This is a genomic window from Morganella sp. B601 (assembly GCF_051172335.1).
Lineage (GTDB): Bacteria > Pseudomonadota > Gammaproteobacteria > Enterobacterales > Enterobacteriaceae > Morganella > Morganella morganii.
This window is the reverse complement of sequence record NZ_JBPIZE010000002.1, coordinates 581,704-598,814: the sequence shown is the minus strand read 5'-3', so window position 1 is coordinate 598,814 and position 17,111 is coordinate 581,704. Positions and strand designations below refer to the sequence as shown.

Sequence of the window (17,111 nt, the reverse complement as noted above, 5' to 3'; positions counted from 1 at the left end):
AAGAAGCATTTTTCCTCACTTCATTTTCTCTGTACTATGTAGTTATCCGACTATTATCCGATAAACAGAGAATCATCATGCGTTGGCAAGGGCGTCGCCAGAGCGACAATATTGAAGACCGCCGCAGTGCGGGGGGCAGAATTCCGGGCGGATCCGCAGGTGGGCCGCGTATTCCGCTGCCGCGCGGCAAAGCCGGACTGGTTGTGGTCGTTATCGTGGTCGTGGCCGGTTTTTACGGCATTGACCTGACCGGCCTGGTTACCGGTGACCCGGTCAATACCGGGCAGACCACCTCACAGCAGCGTCCGGCACAAAACAGTGCACAGGAGCAGAAACAGGCGGAATTTACCGGTGTGATGCTGGCGGAAACCGAAGCGGTCTGGGGACAAAAATTCGCACAGATGAACCGGCAGTACCGCGAACCGAAACTGGTGCTGTACCGGGGCGCAACACCGACCGGTTGCGGAGCGGGGCAGGCGGTGATGGGGCCGTTTTATTGTCCGGCTGATCAGAAAGTCTATATCGACCTCTCTTTCTATGACGATATGCGCACCAAATTAGGGGCGGGCGGGGATTTCGCGCAGGGCTATGTGGTTGCTCATGAGGTGGGACACCATGTTCAGCATCTGCTCGGTATCGATCGTCAGGTACGTGAACGTCAGCAGCGCAGCAGTCAGAAAGAGGCAAACCGCCTGTCAGTGAAAATGGAATTACAGGCTGACTGTTTTGCCGGGATCTGGGGCCATGAGATGGAAAAAGCCGGGATCCTCGAAAACGGTGATCTGGAAAATGCTCTGAATGCGGCGCAGGCCATCGGCGATGACCGTCTGCAAAAACAGAGTCAGGGACGGGTTATTCCGGACAGCTTCACACACGGAACATCCGCACAGCGTTATGAGTGGTTCAAACGCGGTTTTGACAGCGGTAATATTGCGCAATGTGACACATTTTCCGCACTGAAATAAGCCTTTCTGCCGGTTTTTCCTGCAAAACCGGCAGAGTTTGATTATCATCGTATAACGGCATACTATTGGCGGCTTTCATTCCCCCCGACACGCAGGATCTGATATGAGTAATATTGACCCGACCCTGATTATCCTCCTGGTCTTAGCCGGGCTCGGGCTTATCAGTAATAACATGACGGTAACCCTGGCTATTCTTTTTCTGCTGGCTGTGCGCATCACGCCGCTCAACGGCTATTTCCCGTTTGTGGAAAAATATGGCCTCAAACTGGGGATCCTCATTCTGACCGTCGGTGTGATGGCACCGATTGCCAGCGGTAAAATCAGTGCCAATGATGTTTTAAGCTCCTTTCTGAACTGGAAATCCCTGCTGGCGATAGCGATCGGCATTCTGGTGTCCTGGCTCGGCAGCCGGGGCGTCACACTGATGAGTAACCAGCCGTCCACGGTTGCCGGCTTGCTGGTGGGTACCATTATCGGTGTCGCGCTGTTCAGAGGGGTGCCGGTCGGGCCGCTGATTGCGGCGGGGATCCTGTCACTGCTTGTCGGTAAGATGTAGCGGTTCTCATGTTACCTGCACTGTTTCACGCCTGCACAGAACAGCTCCGTATACAGGGTATCCGCCGTCTGTGGGTACTGAGCGGCAGTGATGACTGGTGTGAATCCCGGTTACAGGAAATCAGAGACGCGGCGCCCGGCGACTGGCCGGTCATTTCCGCTCAGCTGCCCGGCGGTATCGCGGCGGAAAAAGCCCGTTTGTTGCTGGGACAGGAGTTCCGCCACGGCGTGTTTGATGCCAGGCGCGGGCTGCACAGTGAAGCACTGGCTATGCTGACCGGCACACTACAGGCGGGCAGCTGGCTGATCCTGCTGCTGCCGCCTGCCTCACAATGGCAGACCCGGCCGGATGAGGACAGCCTGCGCTGGAATGACGGCGGACAGATGATCCCCGCGCCGCATTTTATGCGCCACTTCGCCCGTACACTTATCCATCCCGCTCATCTCTGCCGGTATGAAAACAGGCCATTTGACATGACTCTGCTGCCGCCGCAAAACGCGTGGCAGCCGCCGGATGGCACACCGACCCCTGCGCAGCAGCAGATACTGGCACAGCTCCGCCGTGCGGAAAGCGGCATTTTCTGTCTGACCGCGGCCAGAGGACGGGGCAAATCCGCCGTGGCCGGTCTGTTCCTGGCAGAATCGCCGGGCCGTCATTTATTATGTGCCCCGGCAAAAGCCACGGTCACGGTGATACAGCGCTATCTTCATGATTCACAACAAACAGAATTTATCGCCCCGGATAATTTACTGACACTGGCGGAAACGGCGGATGTCAGCACATACGGCTGGCTGGTGATCGACGAAGCGGCGATGATCCCGTTGCCGCTGCTCGCGCGTTTTACGGCGGTATTTTCCCGTGTGCTGCTGCTGACCACTGTTCAGGGTTATGAAGGCACCGGACGGGGATTTTTACTGAAATTCTGTCACTCATTACCGCAGTTTACCGCACTGACGCTGACGCAGCCGGTACGCTGGGCAGAGCATGATCCGGCGGAAGCCTGGCTCGATAAGGCACTGTTGCTCACCGAGCCGGCGGAAAAAATCATACAGACGGGGAAGTGTGAATATCAGTCCGTAACACAGCAGGCGTTATGTGATGATCCGGATTTATTGTCCGGGTTTTACGGCCTGCTGACGGCAGCGCATTACCGGACATCCCCGCTGGATCTGCGGCGGCTGGCCGATGCGCCCGGACAGCATTTCGCGCTGTTCCGCCACCGGCAGCAGGTGACTGCGGCGCTCTGGCTGACCGACGAGGGTGGGTTACCGGCAGCACTGACACTGTCTGTCTGGGCGGGCACGCGGCGGCCGCGCGGAAATCTGCTGGCACAATCGCTGGCGGCACACAGTTATTTCCCGCAGGCGGCACAACTGCGTTCACGCCGTATCAGCCGTATTGCCGTACATGCAGGCTACCGGCGCAATGCGCTGGGACGTCAGTTATTACAGCGGGCGGCTGACGCGGCAAAAAACAGCGGTATGGATTATCTGTCCGTCAGTTTCGGCTATACCCCGGAACTGGCTGCGTTCTGGACATCCTGCGGCTTTCGTTTTGCCCGAATGGGGACACACCCGGAAGCGGGCAGCGGATGTTATACCGCAATGCTGCTGCTGCCGCTGACGCGGGCCGGACAGGCACTGGCGGATGACGCAGAACAGCAGTTTGCCCGGGATTGCACTGTTTTTTCTCAGATATGGGGATTTTCACCGGTACCGCCGGAGCAGGCGGAATCACTCAATGAATGGGAATGGCGGATGCTGGCCGGGTTTGCGTATGCCGCTAAACCACAGGCGGTGGCAGATCCTGCATTGGTACTCCTGCAAAGGGAATACCCGGCACAGACAGCGGAATTGTCACAGTTGCTGTCCGGTAAACCGGAGATACTGAAAGCTCGCCATATCAGCGGAAAAAAGACATTACTTAGTGTGCTGAGACAGGAAACAGCAGTGATACTGCAGATACTGCGCCCGCAGTGGGCGCAGCAGACAGCAGAAGAGATCAGGACTTTTTAGATTTATTATCCGGCCAGTCATCCTCATCATCCCACTGTGCGTTATTATCACGGTGAGGCGGCAGTTCCCTGCGGTTCTGCAGATATTTTTTGTGATCCACGCGTTTGAGATCTTTAATGGCGTTCAGGATCACGCCGACAAACAGCACCAGGATGACCCACCAGTAGTCTGCTAACCAATGCATTGTTGTTACCTTTTTTTGTCTTTATTTATCAATAAATCAGAATGGATAAGTCACTATCATTCAAAATGAGTTTAAAACCATTACCAGGCGGGTTGTCTCTCCGGTTAACTGAGGTGGCTTCCCCGGCTTTCACGAACCCTCCGGAAACGATTGTGGTCGTTATTTCTTTCCTGAAAGATGAAGTTATAAGGTTATCACATCCGCCATACACGGAATAACATTTCTTAATCACATCTTCCGGGGACATGCCAGGACATTCAGGCGGATATCGCCACCCTTGCCGCATATCGGGCAAGGCATAAAAATAGCACAGAGATGCACGCCACGTCAGAACCGTACGCAGCGCGACACGGGTTGGTTATCATGTTGTTTACCTGCAGATATACCTGAAAAATAACAGGTATATTGAAATTTTATTGATGCTGATTAAAATATATTTAGTGATAATAATGAGGAGTAATTTATGGAAGCTTTTGCTTTATTACCTTTGATTACAGCAACTATTCCCGGCGGTATCTTTTTTCTTCCTGTCACATTTATGTTTATTTCCGTCTGACGGACACTAAGGCAGTTATGTTCCAACTGCCTTTTCCATAAATTAATGGCGCATAATTTCACTACGGAACAATGCCCGCACCCCGGACCGGGGTAATGCTTTCTGTGCATATTCAGGAATGCCATCATACAGTTTTTGCCGGTATGTTCCCGGCATATCGGTGATACGCTTTACCTGGTTATATTTCAGGTAATTATATATTACCAACCCGCTCAGGTGGTTTTTAAATGGGTTTATTTATCAATACATTGAATCTTAAATATTACTTTTTTCATCCTGTATGACTAATGCACTATTGTTACCGCTCTTATTTATTAACATCCGGGTTAAAAGCCGATACCTGTACCGATTCCCACAGAAGCGCCTTCAGAACCTCCGGATGCACCTACGCCAACCCCGGCACAGCCTGAAAGAAGAATAACGGCAATAAAGCAGAATATTTTCAGCATATGACCTCTGCACATAAACAGTGTGAATAATCCGGATAGTATACCGGAAATAAAAAAAAGCTCTCTGCATCCGCGGAGAGCTGAAAAAAAGCAAAATAACCAATTGGTACCACGCGGCAGACAATAACAGCTCTGAGTTAAACGGAACTGTAACGGATTAACAAACTGCCAGCATGTTATCGCGTTGTTTACTCTCAACCGGACCCGGCAGGGGTATTACACTGACCTTTTATGATGCTGTTGTCTGGTCTTACCTCTATCTTTCTGCTTTATATCAGAAATAACGATTCTGCCGGTCTGATAATCAGGCGCAGAGCCATAAAACCGCAGTTTGATCTTTATTTTCTGCTGTAATAGAGTCCGGAATATCTGAATCTTTCACTGTTCTGTTAATTTATATCCCCGCTGTTTATTATTGTTATTTAAGTAAAAATTATCGTCAGGCAAATAAAGCGATCAGCATGCCTTTTCCATTCGCCGGTAGGTCCGGCATCAGCAGAATAATGATTTCACAGGAGCATTACGATGGGAAAAACAATCCGTCAGGTGACATTTGAATTACTCCGGCAACTGAATATCACGACTGTTTTTGGTAATCCCGGCTCGACAGAAGAAACTTTCCTGAAAAACTTTCCGGCAGATTTCCGTTATATCCAGACACTGCATGAATCGTCTGCGGTCGCTGCTGCGGATGGTTATGCACAATCCACCCGTAATGTTGCACTGGTCAATGTGCATACCTCCGCCGGGCTGAGTAACGCGATGAGCAATATCCTCACAGCATATATGAACCGCACGCCGCTGATTATTACCGCCGGTAACCAGACCCGCGACATGCTGCTGATGGAACCGTGGCTGACTAATATCAAGCCGGAAACACTGCCGGAACCGTGGGTGAAATGGAGTTATCAGCCGGTGAGGGCGGAAGATGTTCCGGCGGCCTTTATGCGGGCGTATGCGATGGCGCTGCAACCACCGGCGGGCCCGGTATTTTTATCGATCCCGCTGGATGACTGGGATAAACCGGCGGAAGCAGATGCAGCGGTTGTCCGCACCGTGTCTCACCGTATCAGTGCCGACCCGGTGCGGATGCGGGAGTTTGCGCAGAATGTATCAGAGGCGAAAAATCCGGTGCTGATTTACGGCTCATCCCTTGCGCGGGGGGAGGGCTGGGATGCCGGGATCCGGCTGGCGGAAAAACTGAATATCCCGGTGTATTCGGCACCCGCCTCCGAGCGACCGCCGTTCCCGGAATCTCATCCTCTGTATGCAGGCGGCCTGCCGTTTGCCATGAAACCGCTCTCGGACAAACTCGCCGGGCATGATGTGGCGCTGATCATCGGTGCGCCGGTCTTCCGCTATTATCCGTATGTGGCCGGTGACTATATCCCGCCGGGACTGCGGTTGCTGCATATCACGGATGATCCGCAGGAAGCCGGCCGGGCGCCGGTCGGTGACAGCCTGTTATGCGATGCGGTACTGGCGGTTGAGCAGTTAACTGAGCTGGTGAGTGCACGACCGGTGCGGTCAGCCGCCGTCAGTAAACAACCGCACGGTATGGCACCGCATCCTGCCGCGCAGGAAGCGGTATCAGACGGGTTACTGAGTGCTTCACAACTGTTCCGCGCGGTCAGAAATGCAATGCCGGAAGAAACGATTCTGACTGAGGAATCCCCCTCTAACCTGGGGGAGTTGCATGCTGCCTGGCCGGTTAATAAACCGGACTCATTCTATACCTTTGCCAGCGGCTCACTCGGCTGGACATTACCGGCCAGTGCGGGGATTGCCCTCGGTGAACGGGACAGCGGGCGTAACCGGCCGGTGGCGGCGATTATCGGTGACGGCTCCATGCAGTACTCTGTGCAGGGATTATGGACTGCCGCACAGCATCAGTTACCGATCCTGTTTGTCATTCCGGAAAACAGGCAGTACGGCATTCTGAAATCTTTCGCAGTGCTGGAAGATACGCCGGGGGTGCCGGGTCTGGATATTCCGGGGCTGGATATTGCGGCTCTTGCCACCGGTTACGGCTGCACCGCAGTCCGGGCAGAAACAGAGGCTGAGGTAATTGCGGCCTGCAAAGCGGCATTACAGCGCAAGGGGCCGACAGTGCTCGTTGTGCCGATCCGGCCGTCAGTACCGCCACTGATGTGATATCAGTATCAATCATTTGATTTTCTGCCGGTAATAATACTGACAGTAACCTGAGCGGCTCTTTGTGCGGAACAGAGAGCCGTTTTGTCAGCGGATTATCATTTGTTATCACAAGCCGGTTGAATAAGTTGTTACACAACGATAACATTGAGTTGCATTCTCATTACCGGAGGCTCAGGACGTGAAGCCGTTCACCCGCATACTGCTGCTGTTATCAGGCTGGATTGCCGTCATACTGGCAACCCTCGGGGTTGTGCTGCCGGTATTGCCGACGACGCCGTTTCTGCTGCTGGCAGCGTGGTGTTTCTCCCGTTCATCCCCCCGGTTCCATCACTGGCTGCTGTACCGTTCCTGGTTTGGCGGCTACATCCGTCACTGGCAGACACACAAAGGCCTGCCGCGCAAAGCAAAACGGCGTGCAGTAATCGTGATCCTGCTGACGTTCGCGGTGTCGCTCTGGCTGGTGAAACTGATTTATATCCGGCTGCTACTGCTGTGTATTCTGGTCTGGCTGCTGATCTTTATGCTGCGCCTGCCGGAAACAGATGAAATGACGCCGGAGAATACCCCGGCGCCGGAAGAAAAATCACCGGACTAATGGCTCTCCGGTAATGTGACATATTGCTGATAAATTGCGTCAAGATTAGCCAGTAGCCATGTTTTACCGGCGATATCCTGTGTTTTCAGCACTCTTTCAAGCGTCTCCGGGGTGTAAAGCTGTTCTGCTTCATACGAAAGCGGCCAGTAGCTGATATGCCACGGTTCATAAGCCACACCACCGGTCTGACGCTGTGTGAACGGCAGATAAAAATCAAACTGTGCCATGTTGTCCGCCAGCCAGGCGGAAAGGGCGGCAAAATAGCCGCCTTCCTCATACTCCCAAGGTTCGAGCTGAAGGGAAGTATCGGCAGGCAGGCGGAACGGATCGTAATAATCGACCTCTGTTCCCCAGTGATGACGGCTGGCACCCGGAATGGCTGACCAGCGCAGGATCGCCTGACAGCGCTCCGCCTCTGACAGTCCGGAGACATCCAGCGGGCGGTTTTCTGCATCATTCACAGCGCGGATCCCGGCAAATTTTTCATTCCAGATAATCTGCTGACGGGAAAAATCGCGGAAGGAGCTGGCGGGCATCAGTTTAAATCCGGCGGTTGCCGCCGCTTTCTGCATGGCAAGAAACGCTTTGGTGGCATTAAATTGCAGGTGATGATTACCGGCAAAATTAATGACATGATCACGGGTCTGCCCGGTCAGCATTTCAAAGGTCATCATAGCAGTATCTGCTCCATAATCCGTTGATAGATACGGCTGAGTTGCTGCAAATCAGCGGCGCTGACGCATTCATTCACTTTATGAATGGTGGCGTTGACCGGACCCAGCTCCACAACCTGTGTGCCCATCCGTGCAATAAAGCGTCCGTCAGAGGTTCCGCCGCTGGTGGAGAGCTCCGGTGTCAGATTACAGTACTGACCGATGGCACGGCAGACCGCACCGGTCAGAGGGCCTTCCGGGGTCAGGAACGGGTGGCCGGACAGTGACCAGTGTATAGTGTATTTCAGCTGATGCTTTTCCAGCAGTGCCGCAATCCGTGCTTTCAGTGATTCAGCGGTAGATTCAGTGCTGAAGCGGAAATTGAACTGAATAAACAGATCACCGGGAATGATGTTGTTACTGCCGGTACCGGCACGGATATTGGCTATCTGCATGCTGGTCGGCGGGAAGAACTGATTGCCGCTGTCCCAGTGTTCAGCCACCAGCTCCTGTATAAACGGCGCGGCGCGGTGAACCGGGTTATCAGCCAGATGCGGATAGGCGACATGGCCCTGGGTGCCGTGAATCGTCAGGTTTGCGGTAACGGAACCCCGGCGGCCGTTTTTAATCATATCCCCTAATTGCGACTGGCTTGACGGCTCACCGACCAGGCAATATTCCACCTTTTCATGGCGCGCCATCAGCGTTTCCACCACTTTCACTGTGCCGTTGACGGCTGACGCTTCTTCATCTGAGGTGATAAGAAAAGCAAGGCGTCCCGGATAGTCCGGATAACGTTCAGTGAAACGCTCGGCGGCGACAATCATGGCCGCCAGTGAACCTTTCATATCGGCAGCACCGCGCCCGTACAGCATGCCGTCAATCAGTGCCGGTTCAAACGGCGGGGTACGCCAGTGGCTGAGGTCACCCGGGGGGACCACATCGGTGTGACCGGCAAAGGCCAGCGTTGTGCCGCTGCCGCCACGGTATGCCCAGAAATTCTGTGTGTCGCCGAAAGGCATATGTTCGACGATAAACCCGGCGGCAATCAGGCGTTCAGCCATCAGTGTCTGGCAGCCTTTATCATCCGGGCTGACCGATTCCCGGCTGATAAGCTGTTTTGCCAGTTCTGTTACAGGACAATGCATGGTGTTTCCTTTGTATCAGGCAGGAAGACTGAAGAACTGCTGATAATCATCAGCTTTAAAACCAAGGCGATAACGGCCGTCCGCAGAGACCAGCACCGGGCGTTTGATCAGCGCCGGTTTTTCTGACATCAGACGGATGGCGGACTGCGCATCTGTCACCGCATCCTGTTCAGTCTTATCCAGCTGACGCCAGGTGGTGCCGCGTTTGTTAAGCAGTTGTGTCCAGTCAATATGACGGGCAAATTCACTGAGCAGTTCTGTATCCGCACCATCCTGCCGGTAATCATGAAACTCATACGCTATCTGATGAGCATCCAGCCATGCCCGGGCTTTTTTCATCGTGTCGCAGTTTTTAATCCCGAAAATCCGGCAGACGGAGGTTGTATTTTTCATCTTTTATCCTTTGTCGTGAACACGAAAAATAGCATAATGCGGGAATTTGATGCAGTTATCCAGAATCTTACGTGCAGAGAGTATTCGATAAATGCAAAAAAGTGGGGTAGCATTACGCCATAACCATGACAAAAACATCCGGAAGATGTTGAGACAGGATCGATGAAAGAGTACTTAGCCGGAAGCACGCTGTTATTTGCCAGCTTTACCCTCGCGGGACAAACGGACGTGTATCTGAATGAACTTCAGCTCAAATTTACGGAAAACAGCGAACTGTGCCTGGATGAACACAAATGGCCGCAGTTCAGCTCAAGTCAGTCAGAGCCATGGATGATTTCACGGCTGAATGCGCTGGCTTCCGTCGGTTTTATCAGTGCGACTATTGAATCGTCCGGTGTGGAATATCAGCTGACGGACAAAGGTAAAGAAGCCTGGCAGGCGCATGAGGATTTTTGTTACGGCGCACTGCGTATCAGTAAAATCAAGGCGATAGAGCCACAAGGCAACGGCATCAGCACCGTGTACTTTTACTATGGTGTGACCGGTATGCCGGACTGGGCGCGTGATAAAAACATTCGTTACGCCTACAGTGAAGTGGATACGATCCTCAGGGGGATGAATAAAGAGGTGATCCAGGTGGATGTCCGCGAAAATCCGGACGGTACCCTGGAACTGCTCAATTACCCGACACCGGCGAGTATCGACGAAGAAAGCGAGTAACCCCCGGACAGCCATCCCGGGGATCCCTCTCAGCGGGGCAGCCGGTATTTCAGATAGAGCAGGCTGGCGGCGAGCCGTGTGGAGACATTCAGCTTTTTCAGTATATTGCGGATATGAACTTTCACTGTCTCTTCCGAAATAAACAGTGCCCGTGCAATTTCCTTATTTTTCATCCCGCAGGCCAGTTCTTTGAGAACATCGGCTTCCCGTTGTGTCAGGTAACTGACCGGATCGTGATAGTGTTCACGTTCCTGCAAAATCTTATAAATTGCCTCACTGAAAATCTTTTTTCCTTTAAAAGCATTTTTAATCTGACTTAATAAATAATCAACATCGCAATTCTTTAATAAATAACCATCAGCTCCGGCATCAATAGCAGCGTATATATCATTCCGTTCCCGTGACTGTGAAAACACCAGGATATAACTGGATATTTTCTTGTGGCGTAATTTTTTAATAAAATCAATACCGGAAAAAGCACGGACATTGATATCCAATATAATCATTCTGGGGGTATGCTGATGGATATGGCTGAACAGACCATTGTTATCAGTAAATTCCGGCATGATGGTTAACGCATAATCCGGCTGTAAAAGCATTTTAAAACCATAACGTAACAACGGATGGTCATCAATAACCATAATAGTGTGATGAGGCATAGAGTTCTCCCTTGCCGGGTGTACGGTATGAGATGATATTAATTAAAACGATTTAATTGATATATTAATTATTGAAATACAAAATATACCATAATCGCCAGGACAATTAATTTTTACGCAAAAGTGTTATATGTGCAAATAACAAAGTATTTAAAAATAATAATGTCCCTAATAACATGAAGCATATTATAGGGATGAAGTTCATGGTTTAAGACAGGAAGATATAATTGGCGGTATAGCCGGAGAAGGCCGCTATTATCAGATAACCAATAAGAGATATGTTGTTTTTTTCAACAGGTTCAGCACATTAACTACATGAATATTACACTTTTTTCACTATTCCGCTATTTATCAGTATACTGATTATGTAGCGCTGAATAACGTGGCCGGCGGCAGAGCTTACGCTGCCGGTCCGCCCTGACCCTGTTATTAACGCCTGTAAAGGATCCTGAAATGGACGAACAATTAAAACAAAGTGCCCTTGAGTTTCATCAGTTTCCCTCTCCCGGTAAAATTACCGTTACCCCGACCAAACCGCTGACCACCCAGCGTGATCTGGCTCTGGCCTATTCACCCGGAGTTGCAGCTCCCTGCCTCGAAATCGCGGATGATCCGCTGGCAGCTTATAAATATACCGCCAAAGGCAACCTGGTCGCGGTAATTTCCAACGGTACGGCGGTGCTCGGCCTCGGTAATATCGGGGCGCTGGCCGGCAAGCCGGTGATGGAAGGAAAAGGGGTTTTATTTAAAAAATTCTCCGGTGTGGATGTCTTTGATATTGAAGTCAATGAGACCGACCCGGACAAACTGGTGGATATTATTGCCTCTCTGGAGCCGACATTCGGCGGCATCAACCTGGAAGATATCAAAGCACCGGAATGTTTCTATATTGAAAAGAAACTGCGCGAACGCATGAAAATCCCGGTCTTCCATGATGACCAGCACGGTACCGCGATTATCAGTACTGCAGCTGTACTCAATGGACTGCGTATCGTCAATAAAGCGATCGGCGATGTCCGGCTGGTGGTCTCCGGTGCGGGAGCTGCCTCTGTTGCCTGTATGAACCTGATGGTGCTGCTGGGCCTGAAACGCGACAATATTATTGTCTGTGACTCGAAAGGGGTTATCTACAAAGGCCGTGAAGCCAATATGGCGGAAACCAAAGCGGCGTATGCTATTGATGATAACGGCATGCGGACACTCGCGGATGCGATGCCGGGCGCGGATATTTTCCTCGGCTGTTCCGGTCCGGGTGTACTGACACCGGAGATGGTCAAAGGCATGGCGCGTGACCCGCTGATCCTGGCACTGGCCAACCCTGAGCCGGAAATCCTGCCGCCGCTGGCACTGGCGGTCCGTCCGGATGCCATTATCTGTACCGGGCGCTCGGATTATCCGAACCAGGTCAATAACGTGCTTTGCTTCCCGTTTATTTTCCGTGGTGCGCTGGATGTCGGCGCAACAGCGATTAATGAAGAGATGAAACTGGCCTGTGTGAAGGCGATTGCCGATCTGGCGCTGGCAGAGCAGAGCGAGCAGGTTGCCTCCGCTTACGGCGGTCAGGAATTATCTTTCGGCCGTGAATATATTATCCCGAAACCGTTTGATCCGCGTCTTATCCTGAAAATCGCTCCGGCTGTGGCAAAAGCGGCGATGGAAACCGGTGTGGCGACGCGTCCGATTGAGGATTTCAGTGTCTATCTGGAACACCTCAATGAGTTTGTCTACAAAACCACCCTGTTTATGAAGCCGATTTTCTCCATGGCACGCAAAGATCGCAAACGTATCGTGCTGGCCGAAGGGGAAGAGCCGCGCATGCTGCATGCGACACAGGAACTGGTCAGCATGGGGCTGGCGTATCCGATCCTGATTGGCCGCCCGGATGTGATTGAAATGCGAATCAAAAAGCTGGGACTGCAGATTGTGCCGGATCAGGATTTTGAAATCGTTAACAATGAAAGTGACCCGCGTTTTGCTGAATACTGGCAGGAATATTATCAGCTGATGAAGCGCAAGGGCGTGACTCAGGAACAGGCCCGCCGTGCCATTATCACTAACCCGACCAGTATCGGTGCCATCATGGTGCACCGTGGTGAGGCGGACGGTATGATCTGCGGCGTGGTCGGCGATTATCACGATCACTACCGGATTGTGGAAAATGTGTTTGGTTTCCATGAAGGTGTGCATACGGCGGGGGCAATGAATGCGCTCAGTCTGCCGACCGGTAACACCTTTATCGCCGATACCTATGTGCATGATGAGCCGACAGCCGAACAACTGGCGGAGATCACCCTGATGGCCGCCGCCGCGGTGCGCCGGTTCGGTATCGAGCCGAAAGTGGCGCTGTTATCCCGCTCCAGCTTCGGCTCCTGTCCGTCGCCGTCCGCAGAGAAAATGCGTGATACTCTGGCGCTGATCCGCGAACGGGAACCGTCACTGGAAATTGACGGGGAAATGCACGGTGACGCGGCGCTGGTGGAAGCTATCCGCCGTGATCTGATGCCGGACAGCCCGCTGAAAGGTGCGGCAAACCTGCTGATTATGCCGAACGGGGAAGCAGCCCGTATCAGTTATAACCTGTTGCGTGTGACCACCTCGGAAGGGGTGACGGTCGGTCCTGTGCTGATGGGGATTAACAAGCCGGTGCATATTCTGACGTCTATCTCCTCCGTGCGGCGTATCGTCAACATGGTGGCGCTGGCGGCGGTGGAAGCGCAGACTCAGCCTCTGTAAATAAAGCCGTAACTCAAACGCCCCGGCAACGGGGCGTTGTACAGGAAAGATATGCTGAAGATTGAAAAAGTGGATCATATCGCCGTGATTGCTTCTGACCTCACGGCCAGTCTGGCGTTTTATTGCGATGTACTGGGATTAACAGTGCTCAGTGAGCACTATCGTGCGGAACGGGATTCTTACAAGGTGGATCTGGCACTGAACGGAGAATACCTGCTGGAGCTTTTTACCTTTCCGGCAAGCCCGGTGCGGGTATCACAGCCGGAAGCTTGTGGTCTGCGCCATCTGGCATTTGCAGTGCAGGATCTGACCGTATGGGAAACACATCTGAAACAATGTGGTGTCCGTTGTGACAGCATTCGTACGGATGAATTTACCGGCAAATCATTTTTCTTCTGTTTTGACCCGGATAATCTGCCGGTGGAGTTTTATGCCCGCTGACGGATAAAAAAAAGCCAGCGCGATGGCTGGCTGAGAAACTTCGAAATACTGGAAGCAATGTGAGCAATGTCGTTTGCCAATACCTTAGTAATTTACTCAGGTACCGACAACGAGAATGATAATTTTTACCATTTAAAAAGTAAAGTGTTTTTTTAATAAAAAACGCTGATTATCTGCACAGCAAACCAAACCGCACAAAACAGCAAAAGGTCACTTTATTAAAATTAAGTGTAAAGTTGTTTAATAATTAAAGTTATTCGGTTAAAAAGCCTTGAAATATGGCAAAATGCCCCTATTTTCTGAGGCATATGATGGGCACACTATTTAAAGGATCATACTGATATGATGCGAATTGCATTATTTTTACTCACAAACCTGGCCGTAATGGTTGTCTTCGGCATTATTCTGTCGCTGACCGGCGTTCAGAGTCAAAGTGTGACCGGACTGATGATTATGGCAGGGTTATTTGGTTTCGGCGGCGCATTTGTGTCTCTTCTGATGTCAAAATGGATGGCACTGCGCTCTGTCGGCGGGCAGGTGATCACCAATCCGTCCACTCAGACGGAGCGCTGGCTGGTGGAGACGGTACGCCGTCAGGCACAGCAGGCCGGTATCGGCATGCCGGAAGTGGCGATTTACCACGCACCGGACATTAACGCCTTTGCAACCGGTGCACGCCGTGATGCGTCACTGGTGGCGGTCAGCTCCGGGTTACTGGAAAACATGAGCCGCGATGAGGCGGAGGCGGTTATCGCCCATGAGATCAGCCATATCGCGAATGGTGACATGGTGACCATGACGCTGTTACAGGGCGTGGTAAACACCTTTGTTATCTTTATTTCCCGTATTCTGGCACAACTGGCGGCAGGTTTTATGTCAAACAGCAATGACGAAAATTCCGGCAGCCAGGGCAACCCGATGATTTACTTCGCGGTATCGATGGTACTGGAAATTGTGTTCGGTATTCTGGCCAGCATTATCACCATGTGGTTCTCACGCCGCCGTGAATTCTATGCGGATGCGGGCTCTGCAAAACTGGTGGGCCGCGAGAAGATGATCGCCGCACTGCAACGCCTGAAAACCAGCTACGAGCCGCAGGAAGAGGGCAGTATGATGGCATTTTGCATCAACGGCCGCAATAAATCATTCAGCGAACTGTTTTTATCTCACCCGCCGCTGGATAAGCGTATTGAAGCACTGCGAAGCGGTGAGTTTCTGAATTAATCACTATATATTGATAAAAAGGCCGTAACGCACAGAGTTACGGCCTTTTTTATGCCTGTCTGCGGAGCAGCAATAATGCCGAAGGTGGCAGCCGAAAACATAATGTGACGGGCGGATCCGATGATTAACCGGATTGTGTGACGCGGGTGGTGAGTTTGCTGGGGCCATAGTGATATCAATAAAAAGCCCGTATTCATATCCTGAATACGGGCTTTCTGTTATCTGACGATAATCAGCGGCGGGATATTATCCCTGCTGTAAATCTTCGTCGTTATCATTATTAAACAGGGTTTTGTCTGTCTGGCCCAGGATCTGGCTGGTGACTGTCCCGGCAGTCATGGAACCACTGACGTTCAGGGCGGTACGGCCCATATCAATCAGCGGCTCGACAGAGATCAGCAGCGCGACCAGAGTGACCGGCAAACCCATTGCAGGCAGAACAATCAGTGCCGCGAAAGTGGCACCGCCGCCGACACCGGCAACACCGGCAGAACTGACGGTGACGATACCGACCAGTGTGGCAATCCACAGCGGGTCAAACGGGTTGATACCCATGGTCGGGGCAACCATCACCGCCAGCATGGCCGGGTAAATCCCGGCACAGCCGTTCTGACCGATGGTGGTACCGAAGGAAGCTGCGAACCCGGCAATAGAATCAGGAATACCGATACGGCGGGTTTGTGCTTCCACACTCAGCGGAATACTGGCCGCACTTGAACGGCTGGTAAAGGCGAAAGTCAGTACCGGCGCGATTTTACGGAAGAAACGCAGCGGATTGATACCGGCAGCGCCGACAATCAGGCCGTGAACGACGAACATCAGCAGGATCGCAATATAAGAAGCAACGACGAAAGTCCCTAATTTAATGATGTCCTGAATGTTTGAACCGGCAACCACTTTGGTCATCAGAGCAAATACGCCGTACGGGGTAAAGCGCATCACCAGACGCACCAGTTTCATCACCCACGCCTGCAGGATATCAATCGCGCTGAGCACTTTGGCACCGCGCTCTTCGTTGTCTTTAATCAGCTGAAGTGCAGCCACACCCATAAAGGCGGCAAAAATCACCACGCTGATGATAGAGGTCGGGTTAGCACCGGTCAGGTCAGCAAACGGGTTTTTCGGAATAAAGGACAGGATCAGCTGCGGCACGGTCAGGTCAGACACTTTGCCTGCATACTGGGATTCCAGCTGAGTCAGACGCGCGGTTTCTTTCACACCCTGAATCAGGCCATCTGCGGTTAAGCCGAAAGCGAGGGTGATCAAAATACCGATTAAGGCGGCAATTGCTGTGGTGATCAGCAGGGTGCCGATCGTCAGCACGCTGATTTTACCCAGCGATGATGCCTGGTGCAGACGGGCAACCGCGCTGAGAATAGACGCGAAGACCAGCGGCATGATCACCATCTGTAACAGCTTCACATAGCCGTTACCGACGATATCAAACCACGGCAGCGCCTGTTTTACCGCGTCATGCTCCGTGCCGTAGAATGCATTCAGCCCGAGGCCGAACAGAACACCGATCACCAGACCGGTGAGTACCTTTTTGGACAGACTCCAGTCCTTATTACTGCTGAGCTTCATCAGCACCAGCAGCAGAATAACGAATATGGCGAGATTGCTGATTAATGGAAAGTTCATCCCGGTCTCCGATACCTGTTGG

General features: G+C 52.1%; 15 protein-coding genes. 9 read left to right on the top strand and 6 right to left on the bottom strand.

The features are described from left to right. The first annotated feature begins 77 nt into the window (after nucleotides 1-77). From ypfJ to ACSBQN_RS07550, 3 genes are all read left to right on the top strand, one after another. Nucleotides 78-965, top strand: coding sequence for a KPN_02809 family neutral zinc metallopeptidase (ypfJ, locus tag ACSBQN_RS07560; RefSeq protein WP_201893231.1), 888 nt, complete (start codon nucleotides 78-80; stop codon nucleotides 963-965). 103 nt (nucleotides 966-1,068) lie between these two features. Next, complete coding sequence (locus ACSBQN_RS07555) at nucleotides 1,069-1,521, top strand: DUF441 domain-containing protein (RefSeq protein ID WP_024473288.1); 453 nt, start codon at nucleotides 1,069-1,071, stop codon at nucleotides 1,519-1,521. Nucleotides 1,522-1,529: 8 nt separating this feature from the next. Continuing rightward, nucleotides 1,530-3,536 carry a tRNA(Met) cytidine acetyltransferase TmcA gene (locus tag ACSBQN_RS07550; RefSeq protein ID WP_354633268.1) on the top strand — a complete coding sequence of 669 codons (2,007 nt, stop codon included), beginning with the start codon at nucleotides 1,530-1,532 and terminating at the stop codon, nucleotides 3,534-3,536. Here the strand turns inward: ACSBQN_RS07550 and ACSBQN_RS07545 are convergent. Beyond that, on the bottom strand, nucleotides 3,523-3,720 hold the full coding sequence (locus ACSBQN_RS07545) for a YpfN family protein (protein ID WP_004235313.1): 198 nt from the start codon (nucleotides 3,718-3,720) through the stop codon (nucleotides 3,523-3,525). The two genes, ACSBQN_RS07550 and ACSBQN_RS07545, sit on opposite strands and share 14 nt — an antisense overlap. 1,530 nt (nucleotides 3,721-5,250) lie before the next feature. On the opposite strand from ACSBQN_RS07545, the gene mdlC reads away from it, so the two are divergent. Together mdlC and ACSBQN_RS07535 are read left to right on the top strand one after the other, a co-directional pair. Beyond that, nucleotides 5,251-6,879 (top strand): benzoylformate decarboxylase, encoded by a 1,629-nt coding sequence (gene mdlC / locus ACSBQN_RS07540; RefSeq protein ID WP_024473286.1) that lies wholly within the window; start codon nucleotides 5,251-5,253, stop codon nucleotides 6,877-6,879. 181 nt (nucleotides 6,880-7,060) lie between these two features. After that, complete coding sequence (locus ACSBQN_RS07535) at nucleotides 7,061-7,477, top strand: DUF454 family protein (RefSeq protein ID WP_024473285.1); 417 nt, start codon at nucleotides 7,061-7,063, stop codon at nucleotides 7,475-7,477. On the opposite strand, the gene ACSBQN_RS07530 is transcribed toward ACSBQN_RS07535, so the two are convergent. Genes ACSBQN_RS07530 through ACSBQN_RS07520 form a run of 3 tightly spaced genes read right to left on the bottom strand, consistent with a single transcriptional unit; the run spans nucleotide 7,474 to nucleotide 9,671 of the window. Then, nucleotides 7,474-8,151, bottom strand: a complete 678-nt coding sequence (locus tag ACSBQN_RS07530; protein ID WP_024473284.1) for a M15 family metallopeptidase — start codon at nucleotides 8,149-8,151, stop codon at nucleotides 7,474-7,476. The genes ACSBQN_RS07535 and ACSBQN_RS07530 overlap by 4 nt on opposite strands. Beyond that, nucleotides 8,148-9,278 carry a succinyl-diaminopimelate desuccinylase gene (gene dapE, locus ACSBQN_RS07525; protein WP_024473283.1) on the bottom strand — a complete coding sequence of 377 codons (1,131 nt, stop codon included), beginning with the start codon at nucleotides 9,276-9,278 and terminating at the stop codon, nucleotides 8,148-8,150. The genes ACSBQN_RS07530 and dapE overlap by 4 nt, the downstream gene beginning before the upstream one ends. A gap of 15 nt (nucleotides 9,279-9,293) precedes the next feature. After that, nucleotides 9,294-9,671 carry an ArsC family reductase gene (locus ACSBQN_RS07520; protein ID WP_024473282.1) on the bottom strand — a complete coding sequence of 126 codons (378 nt, stop codon included), beginning with the start codon at nucleotides 9,669-9,671 and terminating at the stop codon, nucleotides 9,294-9,296. 162 nt (nucleotides 9,672-9,833) lie between these two features. Here ACSBQN_RS07520 and ACSBQN_RS07515 point away from each other — a divergent pair, with 162 nt between their 5' ends. Beyond that, complete coding sequence (locus tag ACSBQN_RS07515) at nucleotides 9,834-10,391, top strand: hypothetical protein (protein WP_024473281.1); 558 nt, start codon at nucleotides 9,834-9,836, stop codon at nucleotides 10,389-10,391. Nucleotides 10,392-10,420: 29 nt separating this feature from the next. Here the strand turns inward: ACSBQN_RS07515 and ACSBQN_RS07510 are convergent, their stop codons facing one another. Further along, nucleotides 10,421-11,050 (bottom strand): LuxR C-terminal-related transcriptional regulator, encoded by a 630-nt coding sequence (locus ACSBQN_RS07510; RefSeq protein WP_024473280.1) that lies wholly within the window; start codon nucleotides 11,048-11,050, stop codon nucleotides 10,421-10,423. Nucleotides 11,051-11,503: 453 nt separating this feature from the next. Here ACSBQN_RS07510 and maeB point away from each other — a divergent pair, with 453 nt between their 5' ends. The 3 genes from maeB to htpX all read left to right on the top strand — a co-directional run bounded on the left by maeB (nucleotide 11,504) and on the right by htpX (nucleotide 15,448). After that, complete coding sequence (gene maeB / locus ACSBQN_RS07505; protein ID WP_004235329.1) at nucleotides 11,504-13,783, top strand: NADP-dependent oxaloacetate-decarboxylating malate dehydrogenase; 2,280 nt, start codon at nucleotides 11,504-11,506, stop codon at nucleotides 13,781-13,783. A gap of 51 nt (nucleotides 13,784-13,834) precedes the next feature. Further along, nucleotides 13,835-14,224, top strand: a complete 390-nt coding sequence (locus ACSBQN_RS07500) for a VOC family protein (protein WP_024473279.1) — start codon at nucleotides 13,835-13,837, stop codon at nucleotides 14,222-14,224. Between the two features lie 342 nt (nucleotides 14,225-14,566). After that, complete coding sequence (gene htpX / locus ACSBQN_RS07495) at nucleotides 14,567-15,448, top strand: protease HtpX (RefSeq protein WP_214167413.1); 882 nt, start codon at nucleotides 14,567-14,569, stop codon at nucleotides 15,446-15,448. A 246-nt stretch (nucleotides 15,449-15,694) separates the two neighbouring features. Here htpX and ACSBQN_RS07490 read toward each other — a convergent pair whose 3' ends face one another. Continuing rightward, nucleotides 15,695-17,089: an L-cystine transporter gene (locus ACSBQN_RS07490; protein WP_004235333.1), complete on the bottom strand. Its 1,395-nt coding sequence runs from the start codon at nucleotides 17,087-17,089 to the stop codon at nucleotides 15,695-15,697. Between the last annotated feature and the right edge of the window lie 22 nt (nucleotides 17,090-17,111).

Coding starts and splice junctions, on each gene's coding strand:
- ypfJ (WP_201893231.1), top strand. CDS start 78: ATGCGTTGGCAAGGGCGTCGCCAGAGCGACAATATTGAAGACCGCCGC.
- ACSBQN_RS07555 (WP_024473288.1), top strand. CDS start 1,069: ATGAGTAATATTGACCCGACCCTGATTATCCTCCTGGTCTTAGCCGGG.
- ACSBQN_RS07550 (WP_354633268.1), top strand. CDS start 1,530: ATGTTACCTGCACTGTTTCACGCCTGCACAGAACAGCTCCGTATACAG.
- ACSBQN_RS07545 (WP_004235313.1), bottom strand. CDS start 3,720: ATGCATTGGTTAGCAGACTACTGGTGGGTCATCCTGGTGCTGTTTGTC.
- mdlC (WP_024473286.1), top strand. CDS start 5,251: ATGGGAAAAACAATCCGTCAGGTGACATTTGAATTACTCCGGCAACTG.
- ACSBQN_RS07530 (WP_024473284.1), bottom strand. CDS start 8,151: ATGATGACCTTTGAAATGCTGACCGGGCAGACCCGTGATCATGTCATT.
- dapE (WP_024473283.1), bottom strand. CDS start 9,278: ATGCATTGTCCTGTAACAGAACTGGCAAAACAGCTTATCAGCCGGGAA.
- ACSBQN_RS07520 (WP_024473282.1), bottom strand. CDS start 9,671: ATGAAAAATACAACCTCCGTCTGCCGGATTTTCGGGATTAAAAACTGC.
- ACSBQN_RS07515 (WP_024473281.1), top strand. CDS start 9,834: ATGAAAGAGTACTTAGCCGGAAGCACGCTGTTATTTGCCAGCTTTACC.
- ACSBQN_RS07510 (WP_024473280.1), bottom strand. CDS start 11,050: ATGCCTCATCACACTATTATGGTTATTGATGACCATCCGTTGTTACGT.
- maeB (WP_004235329.1), top strand. CDS start 11,504: ATGGACGAACAATTAAAACAAAGTGCCCTTGAGTTTCATCAGTTTCCC.
- ACSBQN_RS07500 (WP_024473279.1), top strand. CDS start 13,835: ATGCTGAAGATTGAAAAAGTGGATCATATCGCCGTGATTGCTTCTGAC.
- htpX (WP_214167413.1), top strand. CDS start 14,567: ATGATGCGAATTGCATTATTTTTACTCACAAACCTGGCCGTAATGGTT.
- ACSBQN_RS07490 (WP_004235333.1), bottom strand. CDS start 17,089: ATGAACTTTCCATTAATCAGCAATCTCGCCATATTCGTTATTCTGCTG.